Raw genomic sequence first — 25,229 nt, forward strand, 5'->3', positions numbered from 1 at the left:
AGCCGCTGTAAGAGCGGAACCGATATAAGCCATCACCCAAATAACGGATATGCACACACCACAAGCGAGCAAAAAAAAAGCCCCGCGACCGAATGACGGCACGGGACTAAAAATTGGCTGGATGCGACCAACCAAAGGAGCTCTTTAAGTCAAATCACTTGGCACTGGCAATCGTGGTACTCGGCTGCCACCCACCGCCCAACGCCTTGTAGATCGCGACGATCCCACGATACAGATCCACTTCGGCCTGAGCCTGGGAGTCCTCGGCGGCCAAACGCTCACGCTGCGCGTCCAGCAACACCAGGAAGTCCACCGTCCCTTCGCGGTAACGAATCTCCGCCAGATCCGCAGCAGCCCGGCTCGACTCACTCTGACGAATCAGCGAGACCAACCGCTGCTGGCGTTTGCCGTAATCACTGAAGGCATTCTCCGATTCTTCCAGCGCCAGCAACACCTGCTGCTCATAAGTCGCCAGGGCGCCATCCGCTTCGGCATCCGCACCACGCAACCTTGCCCGCACACTGCCCAGGTCAAACGCCGCCCAGGTAATGCTCGGACCCAGCGACCAGGCATTCGCCGCCGCCGACCCAATCTGCGAACCCCGCCCAGCGGTAAACCCGAGGAACCCACTGAGGCTCACCCGCGGAAACAGATCAGCCTTGGCCACCCCAATCCGCGCCGTGGCCGCTGCCAACTTACGCTCGGCACTGAGAATGTCCGGACGACGTTGCAGCAGTTGCCCCGGATCACCAATCGGCAACGCCTTGGCAATCGCCGGCAAATCTTTCGGGCTCAAATCCACGCTCAACTTGTCCGGCCGCTCACCGAGCAGGGTAGCGATACGATTACGCTCGCGAACTTCCTCGGCCTGCAGCTGCGGCACACTGGCTTCTACAGCCGCCAGACGCGCATCGGCCCGCACCACATCGAGCTGATCGCCCACACCGGCATCCCGCAGGCTGACCGTGATACCGCGTGAGTCTTCCTGGTTCTTCAGGTTGGCCACCGCGATTTTCTCGCGCAGTTGCGCGCCCCGCAGTTGACCGTAAGCGTCCACCAGCTCGGCAATCATCGTCACTTGCAGCTGATACAAGTCAGCTTCGGCAACCTGTTGGTCAGCGTCGCTGGCCTCCAGGTTGCGGCGGATGCGGCCGAACAAGTCCACTTCCCAGGCCATGTCCAGGCCCAGGTCATAACGCTCGCTGTTGACACGTTGGGTGGTCTGGCCGGGGATCTGGCCTTTGCCCACATCGCTGCTGACACGGCTGGTGATCACCGGCATCACGTCATTGGCAGCGTCGTCACGAATCGCCCGGGCTGCCCGCAGGCGGGCAAATGCCACCCGCAGGTCACGGTTGCCTTGCAGGGATTGAGTCACCAACTGGTTAAGGGTCGGGTCCTCGAACTGTTGCCACCAGATGCCTTCGAACTTCGCGTGGTCGTACTGCTTGGCGTCGGCGGCGGCCGTTACGTTGGCCGCCTCCAGTGGCTGGGTTTTATAGTCCGGGCCCACGGCACAGGCGCTCAGCGCCAGTACCAGCAAGCTCGGCAAAAATACTTTCACGCTCATTGCTGTGTCTCCAGCTTCAAGGCCTTGGCCGCTTTGCGCGCTTCACCGCGTTCAACAAACCGGCGGATCAGTACATAGAACACTGGCGTCAGCAGCAGACCGAAGAAGGTCACGCCGATCATCCCGGAGAACACCGCCACACCCATGGCATGGCGCATCTCGGCACCGGCACCGCTGGACATCACCAGAGGCACTACACCCATGATGAAGGCGAACGAGGTCATCAGGATCGGCCGCAGACGCAGACGGCAGGCTTCCAGTACCGCAGCGAGCGGATCGAGGCCTTCCTGCTGTTTATCCTTGGCGAACTCGACGATCAGAATCGCGTTCTTACAGGCCAGGCCCACCAGGACGATCAGGCCGATCTGGGTAAAGATGTTGTTGTCGCCGCCAGAGATAATCACCCCGGTGATGGCCGACAGCAGGGTCATCGGTACGATCAGGATCACCGCCAGTGGCAGGCTCCAGCTTTCGTATTGGGCGGCCAGTACCAGGAACGCCAGCAGTACGCAGAGCGGGAACACGAACAGCGCAGTGTTGCCCGAGAGGATTTGCTGATAGGTCAGGTCGGTCCACTCGTAGGTCATGCCGTTGGGCAGTTCGTCTTTCAACAGTTTCTCGATCGCCGCCTGGGCCTGGCCGGAGCTGTAGCCCGGTGCGGCGTTGCCGTTAATCTCGGCGGTGATGAAGCCGTTGTAGTGCATCACGCGGTCCGGGCCCGAGGTGTCGCTGACCTTGATGAAGGTCGCCAGGGGAATCATCTCGCCTTTGTTGTTGCGCACTTTCAGCTGGCCGATCTGGTCTTCATCCTGGCGGAACTGTTGCTCAGCCTGCACGTTGACCTGATAGGTGCGCCCGAAGCGGTTGAAGTCGTTGGCATACAACGAGCCCAGGTAGATCTGCAGGGTGTCGAAGATGTCGCTGATCGCCACGCCGTGGGTCTTGGCCTTTTCGCGGTCGATGGCAGCATCGACCTGGGGCACGTTGACCGTGTAGCTGGTGAACAGGCCGAACAACTCAGGCACGCCACGGCTCTTGGTAATGATGTTCTGCACTTCTTTGTACAGCTCGTCGTAACCCAGGTTGCCACGGTCTTCGACCTGCAGGCGGAACCCGCCGATCGTACCCAGGCCCTGTACCGGCGGCGGTGGGAAGATCGCCATGTAGGCTTCCTGGATGCTGCTGTACTTGCCATTCAGTGCACCGGCAATCGCACCGGCAGACAGGCTCGGGTCTTTACGCTCATCGAACGGCTTCAAGGTCACGAACACGATGCCGTTGTTCGGGCTGTTGGTAAAACCGTTGATCGACAAGCCGGGGAAGGCGATCGCGCTTTCCACGCCGGGCTGTTTCATGGCGATGTCGGACATGCGCTTGATCACGTCTTCGGTACGGTCCAGGCTCGCGGCGTCCGGCAATTGCGCGAAGGCCACCAGGTATTGCTTGTCCTGGGCCGGTACGAAACCGGTCGGCGTGTGGGCAAAGCCCATCCAGGTCAGGACCATCAGGCCGGCGTACAGGAACAGCGCGATACCACTGCCGCGGATCACCCTGCGTACCGTGCCGACGTAACCATGGCTGGCCTTGTCGAAGAAGCGGTTGAACGGTTTGAACAACCAGCCGCCCAGCATCCTGTCGAGGAATCTGGAGAACCCGTCTTTCGGAGCGTTGTGGCCTTTGAGCAATACCGCTGCCAGTGCGGGCGACAGGGTCAGCGAGTTGAACGCCGAGATCACGGTCGAGATCGCAATGGTCAAGGCGAACTGCTTGTAGAACTGGCCGGTCAAGCCGCTGATAAATGCCGCTGGAATGAACACCGCACACAGTACCAACGCGGTCGCGATGATCGGGCCGGTTACTTCGCTCATGGCCTTTTCAGTGGCCGGGAACGGTTCCAGGCCCAATTCGATGTTCCGTTCGACGTTCTCCACCACCACGATGGCGTCGTCCACCACGATACCGATCGCCAACACCAGCCCGAACAGCGACAGCGCGTTGAGCGAGAAGCCAAACAGGTGCATCACCGCAAAGGTACCGATCAACGATACCGGCACCGCCACCAATGGAATGATCGACGCACGCCAGGTCTGCAGGAACAGGATCACCACCAGCACCACCAGGATCAGTGCTTCGAACAGGGTGTGAACCACGGCCTCGATGGAGCCACGTACGAAGACGGTAGGGTCATAGGCGATGCGGTAATCCATGCCCTCCGGGAAGCTCTGTTTCAGCTCCGCCATCTTGGCGCGCACTTCATTGGAGATGTCGATTGCGTTGGAGCCCGGGCGCTGGAAGATCGGGATCGCCACGGCCGGCTGGTTGTCGATCAACGAGCGCAGGGCGTACTGGCTGGAGCCCAGCTCAACCCGTGCAATGTCCTTCAAACGCGTGATTTCGCCGTTGGCGCCGGCACGGATGACGATATTCTCGAACTCTTCCTCAGTGACCAGTCGGCCCTGGGTGTTGACCGACAGCTGGAAGCTGGTGTCATTCGGCGCAGGTTGCGCGCCTAAGGCACCGGCCGCCACCTGGCGGTTCTGTTCGCGAATGGCCGTGACCACATCGGTGGCGGTCAGGTTGCGCGAGGCGGTCTTGTTCGGGTCCAGCCACACACGCAGGGAGTAATCGCCCATGCCGAACAGCTGCACATCACCCACGCCGCCCAGCCGTGCCAGCTCATCCTTGATATTGAGGATCGCGTAGTTGGACAGGTAGAGCATGTTGTAGCGCTGGTCGGGGGAGGTGATGTGCACCACCATGGTCAGGTCGGGAGAGGCCTTGTCCACGGTAATACCGATGCGCGTCACTTCCTCGGGCAGTTTGGGCTGAGTCCGGGTTACCCGGTTCTGCACCTGTACCTGCGCGTTATCCAGGTCGGTGCCCAGGGCGAATGTGATGGTCAGGGTCAGCTTGCCGTCGGCGGTTGACTGCGAGGACATGTACAGCATGTTCTCGACGCCGGTGATGGCTTGCTCCAGAGGCGCGGCCACGGTTTCACCGATGACCTTGGGGTTGGCGCCCGGGAAGTTGGCACGGACCACGACGGTCGGCGGCACCACTTCCGGGTATTCACTGATCGGTAGCTGGAACAGTGAAATCGCGCCGGCGATCAGGATCAACAGCGACAGCACCGCTGCGAAGATCGGCCGCGAAATGAAGAACTTGGAAAAATTCATCTTGAGTCGTATCCCTTAACCGCGTGGAGTCGCTGTACTTGCGAGCTTGGGCGCGGCTTTATCCGGCGCCACTTGCTCCAGGTTGCTGGCTTCAAGCGCTTGTCGTTGTTGTGCCAAGGCGGCGAGGGTTTCCTTGCTGGCCATCGGGATGGTTTCCGGTGCAACCGGCGACCCCGGGCGAACGCGCTGCAAACCCTTGACGATGATCGTGTCGTCCTTGGTCAGGCCGCTGCGCACGATGCGCAAACCTTCGATCTTCGGACCCAGCTCCACCGCGCGGTAGGCAGGCTTGTCGCCGTCCATCACCAGCACGAATTTCTTGCCCAGGTCGGTGCCCACGGCTTCGTCGCTGATCAGCACGGCGGAGTAGGTGCCACTGCCTACCAGCTTCAGGCGCGCATACAGGCCTGGGGTGTATTCGCCCTTGCTATTATCAAACACGGCGCGACCACGAATGGTGCCGGTGGCCGGGTTGACCTGGTTGTCGACGAAGTTCATCTGGCCCAGGTGCGGGTTGCCGTCTTCATTGGACAGGCCCAGGTACACCGGGGTGGTCGCGCCACGGCGACCTTGGCGCGCGAGTTCGGTGTACTTGAGGTACACACGTTCATCGGCGTCGAAGTAGGCGTAGACCTTGTCGGTGGACACCACGCTGGTCAGCGCGGTGACATCGGCGGTCACCAGGTTGCCGGCGGTGATCTCGGCACGGCTGACGCGGCCGCTGATGGGCGAGCTGACACGGGTGAAGCTCAGGTTCAGCTTGGCCAGGTCCAACTGCGCCTGGATGCCGGCGACAGTCGCATGGGCTTCCTGGGCGGCGGTGGTGCGCGAGTCGGCCAGCTCGGCGGAGATCGCATTGCTCTGGCGCAGGCGTTCGCCGCGCTGGGCTTCGTTATCGCTGCGGGTGGCGGCGGCCTTGGTTTGTGCGAGTTGTGCTTCAAGGCGGCGCACTTCGGCCTGGAATGGGCGTGGGTCGATCTGGAACAACAGGTCGCCTTTCTTGACCAAGGCACCTTCGGTGAAGGCGACCTGATCGATCTGGCCCGACACGCGCGGACGGATCTGCACGGTTTCCGGCGCTTCGAGCCGGCCGGTGAATTCGTCCCACTCATTGACCGGTTGTTCCAGCACCTTGGCCACGCTGACGTGGCTTGGTGGCATGGCGGCTGCCTGTTCGGGCGCTTTGCCGCAGGCGCTCATCACCATCACGGCCAAAATGGCCAAGGGATAGCGCAAATGTTTGAGTGACTGTTCCATGAGGTGCATCCGCCAATGTATTTAAGATGGGCGGATCATGCTCGGCAGGGTGCTATCTCACGAATCGAATGAAACAAAGGTAACTATCATTCGGAATGATATAAGCGTAAAGCGAGCCCTCTAGCATGGGGCTTTCGTTAGGGAGCTATCAATGCTGTTGATGACAAAGGACTGTTGCGCAAGATGCAAGGAACAGCGCGCCGCATAAATTGTCGGGCGTGTCTGCTATTCAAATGTACAGAGCGCCGGGTTGGTTGTCGTGCATTCGTTGCCTGACCATGCGCTGCCCAGAGGCCTGGCATTGAGCTGGTTTTTCAGGGTCATGCTTACCGGTTCATGGTTCTGATCCAGGTAGTGGCATGCCACAGACGACTGGCCCTGGCTGCTTTGGATCACCGCCTTTTCAAAGTGGACCTGGTGCAGGTCCTTCTGCTCTGTCATCGGGTTTTGCCCGGTCCATTGCCGACCGTCCGGGCCGGACGCGGTGTAGGCGACCACTTCGCCGGTCGGCGTCTTTTTGTACGTATCTTTAAGGGCATCGGTGGGCGGGCAGGCGCCAGTGCCAGCGTAGACGTTGCCCATCAACGCCATCAGGGCAATCACGAGGGCTGAGGTTTTCTTGAGCTGCCTGTTCATCACGCGTGCTCCTGGTCTGGAGTAACTGTGAGGTAAAGACTAGCCCAAACAGGCAACGCCGGAAGGTGCTAAATCCACACGTCGTTGATTGCCGTGCGCTCGCCACCCTCGCTGCCGGTGTTCAGCACGCCGCAGGGTTCGATCAACAGCAACTTCACCTCACCCAATGCGTGCGGCTTGTGCTCGACGCCCTTGGGCACCACGTACATTTCCCCTTGGCCGATGGTCACCGCGCCGTCGCGGAAGTCGATGCGCAGGGTGCCTTCGAGGACGATAAAGGTTTCATCGGTGTCGGCATGGTCGTGCCAGATGAAGTCACCTTCAATCTTCACCACCTTGAACTGGTAGTCGTTCATCTGCGCGACGACCTTGGGCGCCCATTGCTCGCTGAACAGGGCGTATTTCTGGGCGAAGTTGATCGAGGCGTAATTCGTCGAAGCGTGGGAGGCGGGCATTGTAGGTTCCAGGGTTTCAGGACATTGGAGCCTTAAGTTAGGCCTAACGGCTGGCCGGATATTGAATGATCGTGCAGCGCGCGACGGTCCCGGGTGTGTGCAACTGTTGGCTGGGCAACAGCAGTCGGGCAGTTGTGGTTTGCTCGAGACAGCAAGGCCTTGTCCATTGTTTTTATCGCGTTGATTTTATTGAAAATAATTTATGGCATGGGCTCTGCAATGCACACAGGTGAACCCTTTCACCCGTTGCTCAGCGGAGCCCTGTATGCCTTGCACCTTTTTCTCGCGTTCACGTTACATCTTGCTCGGCGCAGCGTTGTTGCTGGGCCACGCCGCCGTGTCCCAGGCCGCCGAGGGCGATGACGCGGTGCCGTCCCTGGCCGGCAAGCGCATTGCCGTGAGCATGACCGGCACCAGTCACTACTTCGATATCAAGGCCTTCCAGGCCCAGGTCGATGAGATCAAGCGCCTCGGCGGCACGCCGATCACCCTGGATGCAGGGCGCAATGACAAGAACCTGGTGACCCAACTGCAAACCGTGGTCACCCAGAAGCCCGATGCGGTGATCCAGACCCTCGGCACCCTGAGCGTGATCGACCCGTGGCTCAAGCGCATCAGCAAGGCCGGCATCCCGCTGTTCACCATCGACGCGCCGTCGCAGTACAGCCTCAACAACACCACCTCGGATAATGTCGCCACCGGCAAGGCCCTGGCCGACCAACTGATCAAGGATGCTGGCGGCAAGGGCAAGATCCTGGTGTTCAACGGCTTCTACGGCGTGCCGGTGTGTGCGATTCGCTACGACCAGTTGAAGCTGGCGCTCAAGGATCACCCGCAACTGGAAATCATCGAGCCGGAGCTGCGGGATGTGATCCCCAACACCGTGCAGGATGCCTATTCCCAGGTGTCCGCGTTGCTCAACAAGTACCCGGCCGGCAGTGTCTCGGCGATCTGGGCGGCATGGGACATTCCGCAACTGGGGGCAAGCAAGGCGTTGATCGACGCCAAGCGCACCGAGATCAAGACCTACGGCGTGGACGGTACGCCGGAGGTACTGGAGCTGCTCGGCCAGGCCAATTCGCCGGTGGGCGCGGTAGTCGCCCAGCAACCGGCGCTGATCGGCAAGACTGCTGTGCAGAACGTGGCCCGCTACCTGGCCGGGCAGCGTGACCTGCCCAAGGAAACCCATGTGCCGACGCTGCTGACCACCGCCGCCAACCTGGCGCAGGTCCAGCAACTGCGGGGTGATTGATGGCCGCGTTGCACTTGCAGCACCTGCGCAAACGCTTCGGCGCCACCCTGGCGCTGGATGATGCGAGCCTGAAGGTCGAGCGCGGCACCATTCACGGCCTGGTTGGCGAGAACGGTGCCGGCAAGTCGACCTTGATCAAGGTCCTGGCGGGGATCCACAAAGCGGACTCGGGGCAGGTGAGCATTGACGGCCAGCCGTATGCCGCACTGTCGCCGCGCCAGGTGGACGCGCTGGGCGTGCAGTTCATCCATCAGGAGCGGCTGTTACCGGCGAGTTTTACCGTGGGCGAGGCGTTGTTTTTCGGCCATGAATTACGCCGGGGTCCGTTTGTGGATCGGCGCCGGCAGCAGCGCGAGGCCGAGCGCTTGCTGGCGGAATATTTTGAGCTGCAACTGCCCGCCGACGCGTTGGTAGGCGAGCTGAACAGCGCCGAGCGCCAGGTGCTGCAAATCACCCGGGCGTTGATTCGCCAGCCGAAGATCCTGGTGTTCGACGAGCCCAGCGTGGCGCTGGTCAAGCGCGAAGTCGACCAGCTGCTGCGGATCGTCAAGCGCCTGCGGGACCAGGGTTTGTCGATTCTCTACATCTCCCATTACCTGCAGGAAATCGACAGCCTGTGCGATGAAGTGACGGTGTTGCGCAATGGTCGAGATGTGGCCGTGGTTGAGCCACGGCACACCTCCAGCGCGCAGATTGCGCGGTTGATGGTCAACCGCGAGGTCCAGGAGATGTACCCCAAGGCGCAGGTCGAGCGCGGCGAACCATTGCTGCAGGTGCGTGGGCTGAACCTGGCCCGGCGCTACCGGCAGATCGACCTGGAATTGCGTCGGGGCGAGATCGTCGGCCTCACCGGGCTGGTCGGCTCGGGCGCCAAGGACCTGCTCAAGACCCTGTTCGGTGTGGTGCGCGCCGACAGCGGCAGCATTCATCTGGAGGGGCGTTTGTTGCGCCTGCGTTCACCCGGAGAAGCCATTGCCCAAGGGATTGCACTGGTGCCGGAAGAACGCCGCAGCCAGGGGATTTCACCGCTGCTGTCGGTGCTGGAAAACCTCACGCTCGCCGGGCTTGGGCGTTTCAGTCGCTGGGGGTTACTGAGCCAGCGTAAGGAGCAGGCCGAAAGCCTGCGGCTGATCGACGAGTTGGCGATCAAGACGCCGGGCCCGCAGGCTGCCGTCAGCCAGCTCAGCGGCGGCAACCAGCAGAAAGTCGCCCTGGGCAAATGGCTGAGCCGGCGCTCGGCGGTGTACCTGTTGGACGAACCGTGCGTAGGTGTGGACGTCGGCGCCAAGGTCGAGATTTATCGCGTGATCGGGCGGCTGGTGGAAGAGGGCGCAGCGGTGCTGGTGCTGTCTTCGGATTTGCCCGAGCTGCTGGGGATCTGCGACCGCATCCTGGTGTTGCATCGCGGCGAAATAGCCGGGGAGTTCCATGCCGGTGAGGCGGACAGTGATCAACTGTTGGCGTGTGCCACGGGTGCGGTGCAGTCCACAGTGGCTGTGCAGGTGAAACAGGAGGTGGCGCATGTCCCTGCTTGAAGCTGCTACTCCTGGCTTGTCCCAACGGTTATGGGTACTGCTGTTGCGGCGCGGCTCGGTGGGCGTATTCCTCGCGATTTTGCTGGGCTTTGCCGTCGCCGCGCCGAACTTCTTTTCAGTCGGCAATATCGCGAATGTGTTCAGCCAGTCGGCGATCCTCGGCGTACTTGCCTTTGGCCTGACCTGCGTGATTATCGGCGGCGGCTCCAACGTGGTGGCGGGCGGGCTTGATCTGTCGCTGGCGGCCAATTTGGGCTTGTGCGCGGCCGTGTTCAGTCGACTCAACAACGCAGGCCTCGACCTGTGGGCAAGCCTGCTGCTGACCTTGGGTTGCGGCCTGGCGGTGGGCCTGCTCAATGGCCTGGCCGTGGTGGTGCTGCGCTTGCCACCGTTGCTCGCAACGCTGGCAAGCATGAATGTACTGGCCGGGCTGGAGCTGGTCCTCACCGAAAACACCGTGGTCTCGACTGACTCACCGTTGCTCGACCTGCTCAGTGGCGGGACCTGGCTGGGCGTGCCGGCACTCGCCTGGGTGTTGCTGGTGACGGCCTTTGTGTTGACGCTGCTGATCCAGCACACCGCCTATGGGCTGCGCCTGCATGCCGTCGGCGAGTACCCGCACGCCGCCGAGGCCGCCGGGATTCGAGTGCCGGCCTACGTACTCTCCAGTTATTTGCTCTCTGGGCTGTGTGCCGCGGTGGCGGCTTTGTGTTCAGCGGCATTTTTCAGCGGCAGCACCACCGGCTCCGGTGACATGCTGTTGTCGGTGGTCGCCATAGCCTTTCTTGGCGTGGTGTTTTCCCGGCGACTGGTGGCAAGCATCCCCGGCACCTTGCTCGCGACGCTGTTGATCGGCTTTTTGATCAACGGGTTTCAGTTGCTCAACGTATCGAGCTTCTGGGTCAACGGTGTCCAGGGCGTGCTGATTCTGCTGGTGGTCGCCGCTTCCAGCGCATTGAACCGGGGAGAACATTCATGAGTCAGGTATCCATCCTGCAAGCCCATGGCGGCTGGCGTTCGCTGTTGCCCCTGACGTTGCCGCTGGTGTTCGTGGCCATCGTGGTGGTGTTTGCCTGGCAGGCCCCGGGGTTTCTCAGTGGCGGCAACCTGAAAAGCCTGGTGCTGAATAACTTCGTGCTGCTGGCGATTGTTGCGATCGGCATGACCTATGCGGTGGCGGCCGGTGGCATCGATCTGTCGGTAGGCACCGCGCTGGATTTCGCCAGCTTCAGCTTCGTGGTGTTGCTTAACGCCGGGCACGGGCTGGGTGTGGCGATTGCCGGTGCGTTGGCCGCCGGGCTGCTGGTAGGACTGTTCAATGCCGGCTTGATCGCGGGGCTGCGGATCAGCCCGTTCCTGGCCACCCTCGGCACCTTGTTTATCGGCACCAGTGCCCAGCAACTGCTCTCGGACGGCGGCCAGCCAATTTATATCGCCCAGGGTTTCAAGCCGGAACTGGCGAGCTTCAGCCCGTTGGGCGAGCCCTTGCCGCTGTTGATCTTGCTGGTATTGGCCGTGGTCTACGGCCTGTTGCTGGCCCGTGGACGCCTGGGGCGCGAACTGCTGGCCCAGGGTACCCAGCCGCTGCTGGCGTATTACTCGGGGTTGTCGGTGCGGCGCATCGTCACCACCACGGTGCTGGCGGCGGCGCTGGCGTGCGCGGTGGCGGGGATCCTGCTCAGTTCGACGGTGAGCGCCTACGTGCCGCTGTCGGGCAATGCGTTCCTGCTGAATGCGATTGGTGCGGTGTTTATCGGCACCACATTGAACCGCCAGGGCCGGGCGAATATTCCGGGCACGTTGCTGGGGGTGCTGTTCATCAACGTCATCGCCAATGGCTTGCTGTTGATCGGCTGGAACTTCTACTGGCAGCAGGTGGCAACCGGCGTGCTGATTTTTATCGTGCTGGCCTTCAGTTTTGTCAGCCGCAGGATTGCGCAGAACACCTGAGGCGCCGCGCCCCAGGTGTGGGTCTGCCCTTTACTTTTCCCAGTCGGCCTTGGCAATCAACAGGCCATGGTTGCCGTTATAGGCCGCGCGCTCGGGTTGTTTCCAGCCCTCCAGCAGCGCGTCGTCGAGGCGGTAGATTTCCACCCCCAGCGGACGGCAGACCTTCAACGGGTCTTCCGCATCCGGACCCCACATCGGCAGCGACAGGTCGCCACCGGGGCAGGTGGAGAGGGCACACAGCAGGTCGATTTCGGCGAAGAACTCCAAATAATCGCCCTGCTTGGCCGGGCAGGCTTTCATGAAGTACATGTCGTCGTGATTGAGGCCGGTGCACTGGAAAATGTTCAGCACGTCGTGCACGTCGAACTCGGTCAGGCCATGGGGCAGCACGGCGCGGGTCAGGTTGGAGTGGCAGTGGTGGTGGAAGTCTTCGCCGGTGAGCATCTTGTTCACGTAAGGGTCGCAGCGCGTGCCCAGCAAGTCATGCAGGCGCCCGCCGTGTTCGTCGATGCCATAGTCGGCCAGGCTGTCGTCGGTGATGGTGACCATCGGCCGCAAAAACGGCAGGTTCGACCACAGGCGGTCGTAGGTGGTGACGTGCGCGCCTTGCAGCTGGCGGGTGCGTGCCGCCCACATGCGTTCGCGGGGGTCGTTGGCGCTCCACACGTTGAAGTCGCCAACCTGCGGGCCAACCGGCGTGGTCACGCGGAACACATGGCCTGCCGGTACTTTCCAGGCTCGGCCGGTGCGGATCGGCACTTCGAATTGCTCGATCAGGGTGCGGCCGTCCCGGGACTCGCGCACGCGGTCATAGAAGGCTTTGTCGACCTGCAAGGCAGCGCCTTTGCTGACTTGGTAGGCCGCTGGGTAGTCCTTGTACATGGTGGGTCCTCGCTTCAGGGTTTTGGAATGCTGCTCAGGATGTCCAGCAGCAGCGATTCGGAGTCATTGAGGTAGCTGGCCAGGGCTTCGCCGGCGGCTTGCTTGTGGCCGTCAACCAGCAAGTCGTGAATCTGCCGGTCGCGCTCAAGCCAGGGCTTCTGGAAGGTTTCCTCGCTGGGCGCGTTGGAAAACACCAGGCGCATCTGGGCTGCAATATGGGTAAAAAACTCGTCCAGCAACGGGCTGCGCATCAGCCCGACAATGTGTTGATGAAAGCGCAGGCTGTGGGTGCCGAAGGCTTGCCAGTTCTCGCGGTCCTGGGCCAGTTGCGCAGCCTCGATGGACTCCAGCATCAGGTCGGACTGGTATTCGCGCAGCGGCTTGCTGGCGGCGATGGCCTGCAGCTCCAGGGTGCGTCGCACCTTGAAGATGTCACGCACTTCCTCCACCCCCAGGCGGCGCACGATCACGCCTTTGTTGCGCACGTAGCTGGTCAGGCCTTCGCGGCCCAGGTGGTGCAAGGCTTCACGCACCGTGTTGCGCGAGGCGTTGTAGGCGTTCACCAGTTCGCTTTCCACCAGCGGCATGCCGGGCAGCAGGCGGCCGCCGATGATGTCTTCGCGCAGTTCGATGGCAACCTGGTCGGCCAGCGACAGGCTGGGTTCCTTGGCTTGGCTCACGTCGGGGCTCCTTGGGCTCACGCCAGTTGGACGTCTTTGAGGAACTTGGTCATGCGTTCGCTGCGTTGCTCGAGCATGTCACGCGGTGCGGCGTCCTGGATAATCTCGCCGCCTTCCATGAACACCACACGATCGGAAAGCTTGAACGCGAAGTTCATTTCATGGGTGACGATGACCATGGTCATGCCCTCGCGAGCCAATTCCTCGATTACCGCCAGTACGTCGCCCACCAGTTCCGGGTCGAGGGCCGAGGTGGGTTCATCGAACAGCATCACCGAGGGCCGCATCGCCAGGGCGCGGGCAATCGCCACCCGTTGCTGTTGCCCGCCGGATAGCTGGTGCGGGTATTTGCCGGCGTGCTCCAGCATGCCGACCTTGCGCAACAGGGCCAGGCTCAACAGGCGCAGTTCTTCGCCGCTACCATGGGCATGGTAGACCGGCGCGAGCATCACGTTCTCAAGGGCGGTTTTATGCGGGAACAGGTTGAACCCCTGGAACACCATGCCGACATGCACGATGCCGCGCATATGCACCTTGTGCCCCAGCGCGCCTTGCGGCTCCTGGCTGCCACGCAGGAACGGCTGGCCTTGCAGGGTGATTTCGCCACGGTCGAGGCTTTCGAGGCCGTTCATGGTACGAATCAGCGTGGTCTTGCCAGAGCCTGACGGGCCGATGATCGACACCACCTCGCCCCAGCGCACATTCAGTTCGACGCCCTTGAGCACTTCCAGCTCGCCATAGGCCTTGCGCACCCCGCGAGCCTGCAAGGCAAACTCACCGGGCTCGGCCTGGCCGGGGGCACGACGCGTCGCCACTTGGTCGAGCACGGCGGGGGCGATGGCCTTGGGTTTGCGCCGGGTCACGTCCAGGTGATTCTCCAGCACCCGCAACAGCCAACTGAACACCGTCACGATGAACACGTAATAGAACGCCACGGCCAGCATGGTCTCCATCACCAGGAAGTTCTGGGTGTAGAGTTGTTGGCCCACCAGCAGAATTTCCGAAAGCGAAATCACCGACACCAGCGAGGTGAGCTTGACGATGGTGATGTATTCGTTGGCCAGTGTCGGCAACGCAACCCGCAGCGCCTGCGGCACCACAATCAACCGCTGCACGCCGCGATAACCCACGCCCAGCGCCTTGCCGGCTTCGCGCTGCCCCTTGACCACCGCTAGCAGGCCGCCCCGATGGATCTCGGCGATGTAGGCCGCCTCACTCAGCACCAGGGCGATCAGGCCCGCGGAGTAGGGGTTGGACAACACCACGCTGGTGGACGGAAACACCTGCGGCAGGTTGTAGACGAAGATCAACAGCACCAGCAACGGCAGGCTGCGGAAGAACCAGATGTAGACGCCAGCGGAGTCCCGCAGCCAGCGGCGCTCCGACTGCCGCGCCAGGGCCAGGAAAAACCCCAGCACAATGCCCAGCAGCCAGGTTTCCAGGCTCAGTTCGACCACGGTGCCGACGGCTCGCCAGAAGTCGCCGTTCCATAACAAGCCCAGGGTGTAGTGCCAATCGAATTGCATAAAGGTGCTCCGCGTTTCAGTTACCCAGTGCCGCACTGATCTCGGCGGCGTTCGGCTCGGCCAGGTTGTAGCGCGCCAGCAGCTTGCCGTAGCTGCCGTCCTGCTTGATCTGGCTCAGGGCGCCGGTCAGCGCCTGGAGCAGTGCCGGGTTTTCCTTGCGCACGGCCAGGCCGACCACCACCGGGTAGATCAATTCGTTGGAGCTGATCACGGTTTTGCCCTGCAGTTTTTCCACGGTGATCTTGGCGACCGCCGCGTCTTCCATCTGCACGTCCACCGCCTGGGCGAGCAGGGCCTGGGCGGCTTCCGGCGACGTCGGGAACTCACGCGACTCGATCGCTGGCTTGCCCGCTGGGAGGCAGTAGTCCGCCGAAACCTTGTTCAGCTTTGGCACCCACGACGCGCCCTTGATCGACCCGACACGCTTGCCGCACAGGTCTTCCGGGCGCTGGGGCTTGAAGTCGCCGGCGCTGAGCACCATCAGCGAAGAACCGGTCTTCAGGTAGCTGAGGAAATCCACCTGCTTGGCGCGTTCTGGCGTGACATACAGTGCCGAGGCCACCACGTCGAAACGCCGGGCGTTGACGCCGAGGATCAGGTTGGCGAAGCGGGTGTCGAGAAAACGTGGTTTGAGCCCCAGTTGCTTGCCCATCAGTTGCATGAACTCCGGGTCGAAACCGGCCGGGGTCTTTTGCTCAAGGTAGGTGTAAGGCGGGTAGGTGAGGTCGGAGCCGATGGACAGCTCTCCCGGTTTCAGGGGGCCCTTGATTTCGGCAGCCGACAGCAGCGGCGTCACGCACGCCAGGGTGATCGCTAGCGCCAATGTGCGCAGGGTGTTCTTGCCCGTCAGACCTTTTTGCATGTTCGTCGCCTCGGTTGCTGGATGCAGGGAGATTTGGATTGTTCAACAATCCTGTATTAGCTAATAAGCGGTTATCGTGCCAACTAATGACTTTTCCAGGTTTTTGATGGGTTTTGACGCGTGAGACAGCCGTTTTTTGCAAGCGCGCACCCCAATTCGGGGCAATTCGTTACCGGGCGCCACGTTGTGAGGCAGGCATTTCGCGGACCATAAAGGACGCACTTATTGATAAAGTGCCGGTTCGAAACCATGAGTGAACAGCAATGACGTCGACCTCCCAACGCCGCTCAACCCTGATTGCCTTGTTGGTCGCCGTCACCTTCTTCATGGAGAACCTCGATGCCACCGTGATCGCGACCGCGTTGCCGGACATCGCCAAAACCTTCGGCGTGGGCGCGGTGGACGTGAACATCGGCATGAGCGCCTACATGCTCGCCGTCGCGGTGTTCATTCCCATCAGCGGCTGGCTGGCCGACCGCTTTGGCTCGCGGCGGGTATTCGGTTGGGCAATCGTGCTGTTCAGCCTGTCGTCACTGCTGTGCGGGTGGAGCGACAGCCTGCAGACCTTCGTCGCCGCGCGCGTGTTGCAGGGCATCAGCGGCGCGATGATGGTGCCGGTGGGGCGCCTGGCGGTGCTGCGGGCTACCGAGAAAAAAGACCTGGTGCGGGCGATTTCATTCATCACCTGGCCCGGCCTGGTGGCGCCGATACTCGGGCCGCCTGTGGGCGGGTTTATCGTTACCCACGCGTCCTGGCCGTGGATTTTCTACCTCAACCTGCCGCTGGGCCTGCTGGCGCTGATCGCCACGCTGGTACTGATCCCCAAACACGACGAGGTGACGTCCCGCTCATTCGATTTCAGCGGCTTCCTGCTGGTGGGTGTCGCCAGCGCGGCGCTGTTGTACGGCGTGGAACTGCTCGGGCAAAGCCGTGGCAGCTTGTTGCAGGGCCTGTTACTCAGCGCTGCAGGCGTAATGCTCGGCGCCTTTGCCTGGCGCCATATGCGCCGGCATGCCCAACCATTGCTGGCGCTGGGTGTGGTGAGTGTGCGCACGTTCAGTGTGTGCCTGTGCGGCGGGTCGATTTTCCGGGTGGCCATCAGCACCTTGCCGTTCCTGCTGCCGCTGATGTTTCAACTGGCGTTCGGCCTTTCTGCATTCGATGCGGGGTTGCTGGTGCTCGCGGTATTTGCCGGCAACCTGGCGATGAAGCCGTTCACCACGGCGGTGATGCAGCGCTGGGGCTTTCGCTCGGTGCTGATGATCAACGGCATCCTTGGCGTACTGGCGATTGCGGCCTGTGCATTGCTGGACGAGCGCATGAGCTGGACGCTGATCCTGTTCATTCTGTTCGTGGGTGGCCTGTCACGCTCCATGCAGTTCACCTTGTTCAACACCCTGGGGTTCGCTGATATACCCAAGGCGCAGATGAGCGACGCCTCAACCTTGTTCAGCATGTTCTTCCAGCTGAGCATGGCCATGGGCGTGGCGATTGGCGCGCTGTTGTTACGTTTTGCCATGAATTTTCACGGCAATACCGGGCAGGCCGCCACCGCCGATTTCCAGCTGACGTTTCTTTTAGTGGCGGTGATCGCCGGCGTGGCGCTGCTGGATAACCTGCGGCTGCCGCCCCAGGCCGGTGAGTCGGTTTTGCAGCGAAAGTGAACCCACGATACCTTCGGGGTATGACGCAACACCTATTGAATATTGGACGGCTTGCGTCCCCCGCATCACTCTGCGGTGAAGTACATACGCAGGGCCCATAACAATAAAAGGCGCAACCATGACCGTGCTATTGAGTGAGCGCAGCCAGATTTTCGACCGTGCAGATGCCTATGCCGTGTCCGACTACGTCAACCAGCATGTCGGCAGCCACTGCATCCGCCTGCCGCCCAAGGGCCGCCCGCAGGCGAGCATCAGCCACCGGACCTTTTCCAGCCTGGACCTGTGCCGCATCAGCTACGGCGCGCCGGTGCGGGTGACCTCGGTGGCGCTGGAAACCATCTACCACCTGCAGATCCTGCTGCATGGCCACTGCCGCTCGAGCTCCCGTGGCGAAGAGCAGGTGTTGGGCCCCGGCGAAGTGTTGCTGATCAACCCGGATGACCCGGTAGACCTGACCTATTCCGCCGACTGCGAAAAATTCATCGTCAAGGTGCCCGTGCGCCTGCTGGAAAACGCCTGCCTTGAGCAGCACTGGACGTTGCCGCAGCCGGGCATCCGTTTTGCGGCGCCGCGCCACGCACTTGCCGAAATGGGTGGGTTCCTGCAATTGCTGGGGCTGATCTGCCATGAGGCCGAAAACGCCGCCGAACCCGAAGTGCAGGGCCTGTACGAGCGCATTGTGGCGAACAAGCTGTTGGCGCTGCTGGCCAGCAACGTCCTGCGGGTGATTCCGCGACCGGATCAGGGTGGGGGCTTTGAAGCCGTGCGTCAGTTCATCGAGGAGCACCTGGCCGACGACATCAGCGTCGAACAACTGATGGCCATCGCCAGGGTCAGCGAGCGTTCGTTGTATACCTTGTTTGAACGCCAGGTCGGCCTGTCACCCCGTGACTACATGCGCCAGCGCAAGCTGGAGCGGGTGCACGCCATGCTGCAACTGGCCACGGCGCGCAGCGTGACGGAGGTGGCGCTGGATCATGGGTTTGTGCATTTGGGGCGGTTCTCCGAGGCCTATCGCAAACGCTTTGGCGAGCTGCCCTCGCAAACGTGGAAGCGCCGGCTCGCGCCAGGCGGATAACGAATTGCAGTCAGCGGATATTGAGGGGTAGGGCAAGCACATAAGGTGGGGGGGCCTGATACAAGAACAACCGAGGGCCTACCCCATGATCAGCACATTCGACCGACTCGCCCGACAATTGCGCGACTCTGTCCAGGAAGATCCCGCCACCGGGGTGTTCCGCTGCCGCCGCGACATCTTCACCGACCCCGACCTGTTTGCCCTGGAAATGAAGCACATTTTCGAAGGCGGTTGGGTCTACCTGGCGCACGAAAGCCAGGTGCCGGAGATCAACGACTACTTCACCACCTGGATCGGCCGCCAGCCCGTGGTCATCACCCGCGACAAACACGGCACGCTGCACGGCCTGGTCAACGCCTGCGCCCACCGTGGCGCCATGCTCTGCCGCCGTAAGCAAGGCAACAAAGGCTCGTTTACCTGCCCGTTCCACGGCTGGACCTTCAGCAACGCCGGCAAGCTGCTCAAAGTGAAGGACGCCAAGACCGGCGCCTACCCCGACAGCTTCGACTGTGACGGCTCCCACGACTTGAAACGCCTTGGTCGCTTCGAAAACTATCGCGGCTTCCTGTTCGGCAGCCTCAGCGAGACGGTGCCGGAGCTGAGCGACTACCTGGGTGAGACCCGGGTGATCATCGACCAGATGGTCGATCAGGCCCCGCTGGGGCTGGAGGTGCTGCGGGGCAGTTCGTCATATGTGTATGACGGCAACTGGAAGCTGCAGATCGAAAACGGCGCCGACGGTTATCACGTCAGCTCCGTGCACTGGAACTACTCGGCGACCATGGGCCGGCGCAATTACGAAGCCGAAGGCACGCGCACCGTGGATGCCAATGGCTGGTCGAAAAGCCTGGGCGGCGTGTACGCCTACGAGCATGGCCATATCCTGCTGTGGACGCGCCTGCTCAACCCCGAAGTGCGTCCGGTGCATGCCCATCGCGAGGCGCTGGCCGAGCGCCTGGGCCAGGAACGCGCCGATTTTATCGTCGACCAAACCCGCAACCTGTGCCTCTACCCGAATGTGTACCTGATGGACCAGTTCTCCACGCAGATCCGCGTGGTACGGCCAATCGCGGTCGACAAGACCGAAGTCACGATCTATTGCATGGCGCCCAAGGGCGAAAGTGCCGAGGAACGCACCACGCGCATCCGCCAGTACGAAGATTTCTTCAACGTCAGCGGCATGGGTACACCGGACGATCTGGAAGAATTCCGCGCCTGCCAGACCGGCTACCAGGGCGCGACCACCTTGTGGAATGACCTCAGCCGCGGCGCCAAACAGTGGGTCGAAGGCCCTGACGAAAACGCCCGGGCCATGGGCATGAATCCGCAGCTCAGTGGCGTCAAGACCGAGGACGAAGGCCTGTTCGTGCGCCAGCACGCCCACTGGGCCCAGAGCCTGCAACGCGCTATCGAACGGGAGCAGCAAGGCTTGATCGCGACGGACAAGGAGGTGCTGGCATGAGTGCTTCCCGTGACCGCCTGCTGGACTTTCTGTACCGCGAAGCCCGCCTGCTGGATGACCGCCAGTGGGATGAGTGGCTCGAATGCTATTCACCCAAGGTCGAGTACTGGATGCCGGCCTGGGACGACCACGACACGCTGACCGAAGACCCCCAGAGAGAAATCTCGCTGATTTATTACCCCAGCCGCGACGGCCTGGAAGACCGGGTGTTCCGGATCAAGACCGAGCGCTCCAGCGCCAGCACCCCGGAGCCGCGCACCGCGCACCTGATCACCAACCTCGAAGTGCTGGCCGACGACGGGCAGCACGTGGAGTTGCGTTTCAACTGGCAAACCCTCAGCCATCGCTACAAGACCACGGATACGTACTTCGGTACCTCGTTCTATCGCCTCGACATCCGCGCCGAACAGCCGCTGATCACGCGCAAGAAGGTGGTGCTGAAAAACGACTACATCCATCAGGTCATCGATATCTACCACATCTGAGGACACGCCCATGACGTACTCCATTGCCCTGAACTTCGAGGACGGGGTAACCCGTTTCATCGACTGCAAGGTGGGTGAAAAGGTCCTCGACGCGGCCTTTCGCCAACGTATCAACCTGCCCATGGACTGCTCCGACGGTGTGTGCGGCACCTGCAAATGCCGCTGTGAAACCGGCGCCTATGATTTGGGCGACGACTACATCGAAGACGCCCTGAGCGAGGATGAAGCCGCTGAGCGCCAGGTGCTCACCTGCCAGATGGTGCCGCAGTCGGACTGCGTGATTGCCGTGCCGGTGCCGTCCGGTGCCTGCAAGACCGGCACCGCGCAATTTGCCGCGACGGTGGCGAGTATTACCCGGCATGCCGATGCAGCGTTGGAAGTCAGCTTCGAACTGGATCAGGCGCCGGTGTTCCTGCCGGGGCAATACGTGAATATCGGCGTGCCCGACAGTGGGCAGACCCGCGCGTATTCCTTCAGCAGTCGCCCCGGCGACAAACGCGCGAGCTTCCTGATCAAGCATGTGCCCGGCGGGTTGATGAGTGGCTGGCTGGAGCGTGCCCAGCCGGGCGACGCGGTGCCGATGACCGGGCCGCTGGGCAGTTTCTACCTGCGCGAAGTGGCGCGGCCACTGCTGTTGCTGGCAGGTGGTACGGGGCTGGCGCCGTTCCTGTCGATGCTTGAAGTGTTGGCCGAGCGCGAGGAAACCCGGCCGGTCACGCTGGTCTACGGCGTGACGCGGGACCAGGACCTGGTGATGGTCGAGGCGCTGGAGGCGTTCGCCCAACGCCTGCCCAACTTCGGTTTTGTCACCTGCGTGGCCGACCCCCAGACCGCGCACCCCCGGCAGGGGTATGTCACCCAGCACATGGCCGCTGACGTGCTGAACGATGGCGACGTGGATGTGTACCTGTGCGGGCCGCCACCGATGGTCGACGCGGTACGCCAGCACTTCAAGAACCAGGGCGTCACCCCCGCCAGCTTCCACTACGAGAAGTTCACCCCCAACGCCATCGTCACCGGCGACGCCGCCTGAGGAATCCCCCATGACTCCACGTTTCAACACCCAGGTTGCGCTGGTGACAGGCGCCGCCCAGGGCATCGGCCGGCGGGTTGCCGAGCGTTTGCTGGAAGAGGGCGCCTGGCTGGTGGCCGTCGATCGCTCGGAACTCGTGCATGAATTGCAGCATGAGCGGGCGCTGATCCTCACCGCCGACCTGGAGCAGCATGCCGAATGTGCCCGTGTGATGGCCGCTGCCAAGGCGCGGTTCGGGCGTATCGACATCCTGGTCAACAACGTCGGCGGGACCATCTGGGCCAAGCCCTTCGAGCACTACGCCGAGAACGAAATCGAAGCCGAGGTGCGCCGCTCGCTGCTCCCGACCCTGTGGTGCTGCCATTGCGTGTTGCCCTACATGCTGGAGCAGGGCAGCGGTGCCATCGTCAATGTCTCGTCCGTGGCCACGCGCGGAGTGAATCGCGTGCCGTATGGCGCAGCCAAGGGCGGCGTCAACGCCCTGACCGCGTGCCTGGCCCTGGAGACCGCCGGCAGCGGCATTCGGGTCAACGCCACCGCACCCGGTGGCACCGAGGCGCCACCGCGGCGGATCCCGCGCAACAGCCAGCCCCAGAGCGACCAGGAGCGCGTCTGGTACCAGCAGATCGTCGACCAGACCCTCGACAGCAGCCCGATGAAGCGCTACGGCAGCATCGACGAACAAGCCGGCGCGATTCTGTTTCTGGCCTCTGATGAGGCCTCCTACATCACGGGCGTCACCTTGCCGGTAGGAGGCGGCGACCTCGGCTGACCCAGCGCCGTACCTGCAGACACTGACTCACAACAACAATAATGAGAGCACTGCCATGCGTACCCATGACGTCAATTCGATTATCGATAATGCCCATTTCAATCGTTTCCACTGGCTGGTGGTCAGCCTGTGTGCTGTGCTGTTGATCTTTGACGGTTATGACTTGTTCATCTACGGCGTGGTCTTGCCGTCGATCATGAAGGAATGGGGACTATCGCCCCTGCAGGCCGGCGCTCTGGGCAGTTATGCGCTGTTCGGGATGATGTTCGGCGCGCTGGTCTTCGGCAGCCTGGCCGACAAGTTCGGTCGCCGCAAAGGCATCGCCATCTGCTTTGCCTTGTTCAGCGTCGCCACGGTGATTAACGGTTTTGCCAGCAACCCGACTGAGTTCGGAATCTGCCGGTTTATTGCCGGGCTCGGCTGTGGCGGCCTGATGCCCAATGCGGCCGCACTGATTACCGAATACGCACCGAAGAAAATGCGCAGCATCCTGATGGCGGTGATGTTTGGCGGGTACTCGCTGGGCGGCATGCTGTCGGCCGGCGTGGGGATTTTCATGCTGCCGCGTTTTGGCTGGTCGTCCATGTTCTTCGCCGCGGCGATCCCGCTGCTGCTGATGCCGTTGATTGTGTACTGGCTGCCTGAGTCCATCGGGTTCCTGATTCGCCAGGGCCGCAAGGAACAGGCGCGTGAGCTGCTCAAGCGCCTGTCGCCGCAGACCCGGATCGACCCGCAAGACCAACTGCTCGTCAGCGCCGGTAAAGGCAAGGGCGCTTCGGTGCTGGAGTTGTTCCGACACGGCCTGGCCTTGAGGACGGCGGCGATCTGGGTCGCGTTTTTCTGCTGCCTGTTGATGGTCTACGCCCTGAGTTCCTGGCTGCCCAAACTGATGGCGGGTGCCGGTTACAGCCTGGGATCGAGCCTGTCGTTCCTGCTGGCGCTGAATTTTGGCGGCATCGCCGGGGCGCTTGTCGGTGGCTGGCTGTGTGACCGGCTTAACCTGGTGAAGGTGGTGATCGGTTTCTTTATCGCCGCGCTGCTCTCCATCAGCCTGCTGGGTATCAAGAGCCCGATGCCGGTCCTGTACCTGCTGATCTTTTTTGCCGGCGCCACCACCATCGGCACGCAAATCCTGCTGTACGCCGGCGCCGCACAACTCTATGGCTTGAACATTCGAGCCACCGGCCTGGGCTGGGCTTCCGGTATCGGTCGTACCGGCGCCATCGTCGGCCCGCTGCTGGGCGGCGCGCTGATGGGGATTGAACTGCCGCTGCACCTGAACTTCATGGCCTTTGCCATCCCCGGGGCCATCGCCGTGCTGGCGATGACGGCGTATGCGCTGAATGAGCGTCGGGGCCGGCAGGAGGTGATCGCCGCCCCGGCGCAGTAACTGTCGATAACAATAACTAAGAGCAACGACATGAACACACAACGTATCTGGCTATCCCTGTTGGGCGTGCCCCTTGCGGCGACGGCGGCCGAGGGCGGGTTTTTCGAGGACTCCACCGCCACCTTGCAGGCGCGCAACTATTACTTCAGCCGCGATTTCTCGGACATCGTCGGCGCCAACAAGCAATCAAAGGCAGAGGAGTGGGGCCAGGGTTTTATCCTGACCTATAAATCCGGCTACACCCCGGGGCCCGTGGGCTTTGGCCTGGATGCCCTGGGCACCCTCGGCCTCAAGCTCGACAGCAGCCCGGACCGCACCAATACCGGCCTGCTCCCGGTCAAGGGCGACGGCAGCGCCCCGCATGATTACAGCCGTTTGGGCCTGACCTTCAAGGCCAGGTTTTCCAGGACCGAATTGAAGGTCGGCGAACTGCAACCGAACCTGCCGGTGCTGGCCTTCAGCGATATCCGCTTGCTGCCGCCGAGCTATCAGGGCGTGAGTGTCAGCTCCGGCGAAATCGCCGGCCTTGCGCTACAGGCCGGGCACTTGACCACCACCCGCCTGCGCAACGAAGCCGGCGACGAGAAAATGATCGCCATGCTCGGCCATGTGCCGCAACGCGGCGCTGAAAGTGATGGGTTCAACTACGTCGGCGGCGACTACGCCTTCAACACCAACCGCACCAGCGTCAGCTACTGGCATGGCCAACTCAAGGACATCTACCGCCAGGACTTTGTCGGCCTCAAGCACAGCCAGCCAATGGGTGAGTGGACGCTCGGCGCCAACCTCGGCTACTACGATGCGCGGGAAGACGGCGACAAACTGCTCGGCAAGATCGACAACCAGGCGTTTTTCTCGCTGCTGTCGGCCAAGCATGGCGGCCATATCTTCTACGTCGGTTATCAAGCCATGTATGGCGACAGTGCCTTCCCGCGGGTCTTCGCCAACATCACGCCGCTGGGCAACGAAGTACCCACCTACGAGTTTGCCTACACCGACGAGCGCTCCTGGCAAGTGCGGTACGACTATGACTTCGTGGCGCTGGGCATTCCGGGGCTGACCACCACCGTGCGTTATATCACCGGTAACAACGTGACCACCGGCGCGGGTTATGAAGGCAAGGATCGCGAGCGCGACCTGGATATCGGCTATGTGGTGCAAAGCGGCACATTGAGCGGCCTGGGCATCCGAGTGCGTAACGTCATGGCTCGTTCAAACTACCGCAGCGACATCGACGAGAACCGGCTGATCCTCAGTTACACCTGGAAGCTGCTTTAAACCCCGCCCTGGCACGTGCCCATGACCTGGTAGTTGAGGGTGTGGCTGACGCCCTGGCTGTCGAGATACACCATGGTCGCCGGTTCTACCTGGCAACTGCCCGGCACGGGCGTGATTGAAACAACGTGTTGGATATCCAGCGCTTCATTGCTGCCGGCCGCCATGGCGCCGGCGGCGGTGAAAAACAGGAGCAGGCTGAGCCATTTGATATTCATGATGAGTTCCTCTGTGAGTAGGGTTCATTTTAGTGATTGCCGCAGCGGGATAAAGACAGGAACAGGTGAAT

General features: G+C 62.1%; 22 protein-coding genes. 12 read left to right on the top strand and 10 right to left on the bottom strand.

Going from position 1 to position 25,229, the window contains the following annotated elements; translation table 11 throughout:
• Positions 1 to 154: 154 nt before the first annotated feature.
• From HX807_RS27240 to HX807_RS27260, 5 genes are all read right to left on the bottom strand, one after another.
• Positions 155 to 1,570: an efflux transporter outer membrane subunit gene (locus HX807_RS27240; RefSeq protein WP_008433861.1), complete on the bottom strand. Its 1,416-nt coding sequence runs from the start codon at positions 1,568 to 1,570 to the stop codon at positions 155 to 157.
• On the bottom strand, positions 1,567 to 4,746 hold the full coding sequence (locus tag HX807_RS27245; RefSeq protein WP_003210869.1) for an efflux RND transporter permease subunit: 3,180 nt from the start codon (positions 4,744 to 4,746) through the stop codon (positions 1,567 to 1,569). Before HX807_RS27245 ends, HX807_RS27240 begins: the two co-directional genes overlap by 4 nt.
• A 15-nt stretch (positions 4,747 to 4,761) precedes the next feature.
• Positions 4,762 to 6,003 carry a multidrug efflux RND transporter periplasmic adaptor subunit MexE gene (gene mexE, locus HX807_RS27250; protein WP_008433857.1) on the bottom strand — a complete coding sequence of 414 codons (1,242 nt, stop codon included), beginning with the start codon at positions 6,001 to 6,003 and terminating at the stop codon, positions 4,762 to 4,764.
• Between the two features lie 225 nt (positions 6,004 to 6,228).
• Positions 6,229 to 6,639: a DUF3757 domain-containing protein gene (locus HX807_RS27255; protein ID WP_177051653.1), complete on the bottom strand. Its 411-nt coding sequence runs from the start codon at positions 6,637 to 6,639 to the stop codon at positions 6,229 to 6,231.
• 68 nt (positions 6,640 to 6,707) lie between these two features.
• Positions 6,708 to 7,094 carry a cupin domain-containing protein gene (locus HX807_RS27260; RefSeq protein ID WP_177009926.1) on the bottom strand — a complete coding sequence of 129 codons (387 nt, stop codon included), beginning with the start codon at positions 7,092 to 7,094 and terminating at the stop codon, positions 6,708 to 6,710.
• A 265-nt stretch (positions 7,095 to 7,359) separates the two neighbouring features.
• Here HX807_RS27260 and HX807_RS27265 point away from each other — a divergent pair, with 265 nt between their 5' ends.
• The 4 genes from HX807_RS27265 to HX807_RS27280 are packed head-to-tail and all read left to right on the top strand — an operon-like array spanning position 7,360 to position 11,831.
• The gene (locus HX807_RS27265) at positions 7,360 to 8,346 is read left to right on the top strand and encodes a sugar ABC transporter substrate-binding protein (RefSeq protein WP_003210861.1); all 987 of its coding nucleotides are present in this window, start codon (positions 7,360 to 7,362) and stop codon (positions 8,344 to 8,346) included.
• The gene (locus HX807_RS27270) at positions 8,346 to 9,881 is read left to right on the top strand and encodes a sugar ABC transporter ATP-binding protein (RefSeq protein WP_177051655.1); all 1,536 of its coding nucleotides are present in this window, start codon (positions 8,346 to 8,348) and stop codon (positions 9,879 to 9,881) included. The genes HX807_RS27265 and HX807_RS27270 overlap by 1 nt, the downstream gene beginning before the upstream one ends.
• A complete protein-coding gene (locus HX807_RS27275) occupies positions 9,868 to 10,860 on the top strand; it encodes an ABC transporter permease (RefSeq protein ID WP_102369138.1) in 993 nt (330 codons plus the stop codon). The genes HX807_RS27270 and HX807_RS27275 overlap by 14 nt, the downstream gene beginning before the upstream one ends.
• Positions 10,857 to 11,831 (top strand): ABC transporter permease, encoded by a 975-nt coding sequence (locus tag HX807_RS27280; protein ID WP_177051657.1) that lies wholly within the window; start codon positions 10,857 to 10,859, stop codon positions 11,829 to 11,831. Before HX807_RS27275 ends, HX807_RS27280 begins: the two co-directional genes overlap by 4 nt.
• Positions 11,832 to 11,861: 30 nt before the next feature.
• Here HX807_RS27280 and HX807_RS27285 read toward each other — a convergent pair whose 3' ends face one another.
• Genes HX807_RS27285 through HX807_RS27300 form a run of 4 tightly spaced genes read right to left on the bottom strand, consistent with a single transcriptional unit; the run spans position 11,862 to position 15,781 of the window.
• The gene (locus HX807_RS27285) at positions 11,862 to 12,713 is read right to left on the bottom strand and encodes a DUF1989 domain-containing protein (RefSeq protein WP_008433843.1); all 852 of its coding nucleotides are present in this window, start codon (positions 12,711 to 12,713) and stop codon (positions 11,862 to 11,864) included.
• Between the two features lie 14 nt (positions 12,714 to 12,727).
• On the bottom strand, positions 12,728 to 13,393 hold the full coding sequence (locus HX807_RS27290; RefSeq protein ID WP_003210850.1) for a GntR family transcriptional regulator: 666 nt from the start codon (positions 13,391 to 13,393) through the stop codon (positions 12,728 to 12,730).
• Between the two features lie 17 nt (positions 13,394 to 13,410).
• Positions 13,411 to 14,919: an amino acid ABC transporter permease/ATP-binding protein gene (locus tag HX807_RS27295; RefSeq protein WP_102369136.1), complete on the bottom strand. Its 1,509-nt coding sequence runs from the start codon at positions 14,917 to 14,919 to the stop codon at positions 13,411 to 13,413.
• A 16-nt stretch (positions 14,920 to 14,935) separates the two neighbouring features.
• Complete coding sequence (locus HX807_RS27300; RefSeq protein ID WP_177051659.1) at positions 14,936 to 15,781, bottom strand: ABC transporter substrate-binding protein; 846 nt, start codon at positions 15,779 to 15,781, stop codon at positions 14,936 to 14,938.
• Positions 15,782 to 16,044: 263 nt separating this feature from the next.
• Here HX807_RS27300 and HX807_RS27305 point away from each other — a divergent pair, with 263 nt between their 5' ends.
• The 8 genes from HX807_RS27305 (at position 16,045) to HX807_RS27340 (ending at position 24,943) form a co-directional block, all read left to right on the top strand.
• Positions 16,045 to 17,445: a DHA2 family efflux MFS transporter permease subunit gene (locus HX807_RS27305; RefSeq protein WP_177051661.1), complete on the top strand. Its 1,401-nt coding sequence runs from the start codon at positions 16,045 to 16,047 to the stop codon at positions 17,443 to 17,445.
• A gap of 118 nt (positions 17,446 to 17,563) precedes the next feature.
• Positions 17,564 to 18,523 carry an AraC family transcriptional regulator gene (locus HX807_RS27310; protein WP_008433834.1) on the top strand — a complete coding sequence of 320 codons (960 nt, stop codon included), beginning with the start codon at positions 17,564 to 17,566 and terminating at the stop codon, positions 18,521 to 18,523.
• Between the two features lie 85 nt (positions 18,524 to 18,608).
• Entirely contained in the window at positions 18,609 to 19,985 is a 1,377-nt protein-coding gene (locus HX807_RS27315) for a Rieske 2Fe-2S domain-containing protein (protein ID WP_003210841.1), read from the top strand.
• Positions 19,982 to 20,470 carry a benzoate 1,2-dioxygenase small subunit gene (gene benB / locus HX807_RS27320; RefSeq protein ID WP_102604627.1) on the top strand — a complete coding sequence of 163 codons (489 nt, stop codon included), beginning with the start codon at positions 19,982 to 19,984 and terminating at the stop codon, positions 20,468 to 20,470. Before HX807_RS27315 ends, benB begins: the two co-directional genes overlap by 4 nt.
• Before the next feature lie 10 nt (positions 20,471 to 20,480).
• Positions 20,481 to 21,503 carry a benzoate 1,2-dioxygenase electron transfer component BenC gene (gene benC, locus HX807_RS27325; RefSeq protein WP_003210837.1) on the top strand — a complete coding sequence of 341 codons (1,023 nt, stop codon included), beginning with the start codon at positions 20,481 to 20,483 and terminating at the stop codon, positions 21,501 to 21,503.
• Between the two features lie 10 nt (positions 21,504 to 21,513).
• Complete coding sequence (locus tag HX807_RS27330; RefSeq protein WP_177051663.1) at positions 21,514 to 22,275, top strand: 1,6-dihydroxycyclohexa-2,4-diene-1-carboxylate dehydrogenase; 762 nt, start codon at positions 21,514 to 21,516, stop codon at positions 22,273 to 22,275.
• Positions 22,276 to 22,330: 55 nt separating this feature from the next.
• Positions 22,331 to 23,665, top strand: a complete 1,335-nt coding sequence (locus tag HX807_RS27335; protein ID WP_008433830.1) for an MFS transporter — start codon at positions 22,331 to 22,333, stop codon at positions 23,663 to 23,665.
• A 30-nt stretch (positions 23,666 to 23,695) separates the two neighbouring features.
• Positions 23,696 to 24,943: an OprD family porin gene (locus HX807_RS27340; RefSeq protein WP_102604629.1), complete on the top strand. Its 1,248-nt coding sequence runs from the start codon at positions 23,696 to 23,698 to the stop codon at positions 24,941 to 24,943.
• Here the strand turns inward: HX807_RS27340 and HX807_RS27345 are convergent.
• Entirely contained in the window at positions 24,940 to 25,158 is a 219-nt protein-coding gene (locus tag HX807_RS27345) for a DUF2790 domain-containing protein (protein ID WP_008433828.1), read from the bottom strand. The genes HX807_RS27340 and HX807_RS27345 overlap by 4 nt on opposite strands.
• Positions 25,159 to 25,229 lie beyond the last annotated feature (71 nt).

Origin of the sequence: Pseudomonas sp. D8002 (assembly GCF_013385695.1) — a bacterium.
In the GTDB taxonomy this organism is placed as follows: Bacteria; Pseudomonadota; Gammaproteobacteria; order Pseudomonadales; family Pseudomonadaceae; genus Aquipseudomonas.

Bases quoted from the DNA above. Each gene is read 5' to 3' on its own strand.
- HX807_RS27240 (WP_008433861.1), bottom strand. From the start codon at position 1,570: ATGAGCGTGAAAGTATTTTTGCCGAGCTTGCTGGTACTGGCGCTGAGC.
- HX807_RS27245 (WP_003210869.1), bottom strand. From the start codon at position 4,746: ATGAATTTTTCCAAGTTCTTCATTTCGCGGCCGATCTTCGCAGCGGTG.
- mexE (WP_008433857.1), bottom strand. From the start codon at position 6,003: ATGGAACAGTCACTCAAACATTTGCGCTATCCCTTGGCCATTTTGGCC.
- HX807_RS27255 (WP_177051653.1), bottom strand. From the start codon at position 6,639: ATGAACAGGCAGCTCAAGAAAACCTCAGCCCTCGTGATTGCCCTGATG.
- HX807_RS27260 (WP_177009926.1), bottom strand. From the start codon at position 7,094: ATGCCCGCCTCCCACGCTTCGACGAATTACGCCTCGATCAACTTCGCC.
- HX807_RS27265 (WP_003210861.1), top strand. From the start codon at position 7,360: ATGCCTTGCACCTTTTTCTCGCGTTCACGTTACATCTTGCTCGGCGCA.
- HX807_RS27270 (WP_177051655.1), top strand. From the start codon at position 8,346: ATGGCCGCGTTGCACTTGCAGCACCTGCGCAAACGCTTCGGCGCCACC.
- HX807_RS27275 (WP_102369138.1), top strand. From the start codon at position 9,868: ATGTCCCTGCTTGAAGCTGCTACTCCTGGCTTGTCCCAACGGTTATGG.
- HX807_RS27280 (WP_177051657.1), top strand. From the start codon at position 10,857: ATGAGTCAGGTATCCATCCTGCAAGCCCATGGCGGCTGGCGTTCGCTG.
- HX807_RS27285 (WP_008433843.1), bottom strand. From the start codon at position 12,713: ATGTACAAGGACTACCCAGCGGCCTACCAAGTCAGCAAAGGCGCTGCC.
- HX807_RS27295 (WP_102369136.1), bottom strand. From the start codon at position 14,919: ATGCAATTCGATTGGCACTACACCCTGGGCTTGTTATGGAACGGCGAC.
- HX807_RS27300 (WP_177051659.1), bottom strand. From the start codon at position 15,781: ATGCAAAAAGGTCTGACGGGCAAGAACACCCTGCGCACATTGGCGCTA.
- HX807_RS27305 (WP_177051661.1), top strand. From the start codon at position 16,045: ATGACGTCGACCTCCCAACGCCGCTCAACCCTGATTGCCTTGTTGGTC.
- HX807_RS27310 (WP_008433834.1), top strand. From the start codon at position 17,564: ATGACCGTGCTATTGAGTGAGCGCAGCCAGATTTTCGACCGTGCAGAT.
- HX807_RS27315 (WP_003210841.1), top strand. From the start codon at position 18,609: ATGATCAGCACATTCGACCGACTCGCCCGACAATTGCGCGACTCTGTC.
- benB (WP_102604627.1), top strand. From the start codon at position 19,982: ATGAGTGCTTCCCGTGACCGCCTGCTGGACTTTCTGTACCGCGAAGCC.
- benC (WP_003210837.1), top strand. From the start codon at position 20,481: ATGACGTACTCCATTGCCCTGAACTTCGAGGACGGGGTAACCCGTTTC.
- HX807_RS27330 (WP_177051663.1), top strand. From the start codon at position 21,514: ATGACTCCACGTTTCAACACCCAGGTTGCGCTGGTGACAGGCGCCGCC.
- HX807_RS27335 (WP_008433830.1), top strand. From the start codon at position 22,331: ATGCGTACCCATGACGTCAATTCGATTATCGATAATGCCCATTTCAAT.
- HX807_RS27340 (WP_102604629.1), top strand. From the start codon at position 23,696: ATGAACACACAACGTATCTGGCTATCCCTGTTGGGCGTGCCCCTTGCG.
- HX807_RS27345 (WP_008433828.1), bottom strand. From the start codon at position 25,158: ATGAATATCAAATGGCTCAGCCTGCTCCTGTTTTTCACCGCCGCCGGC.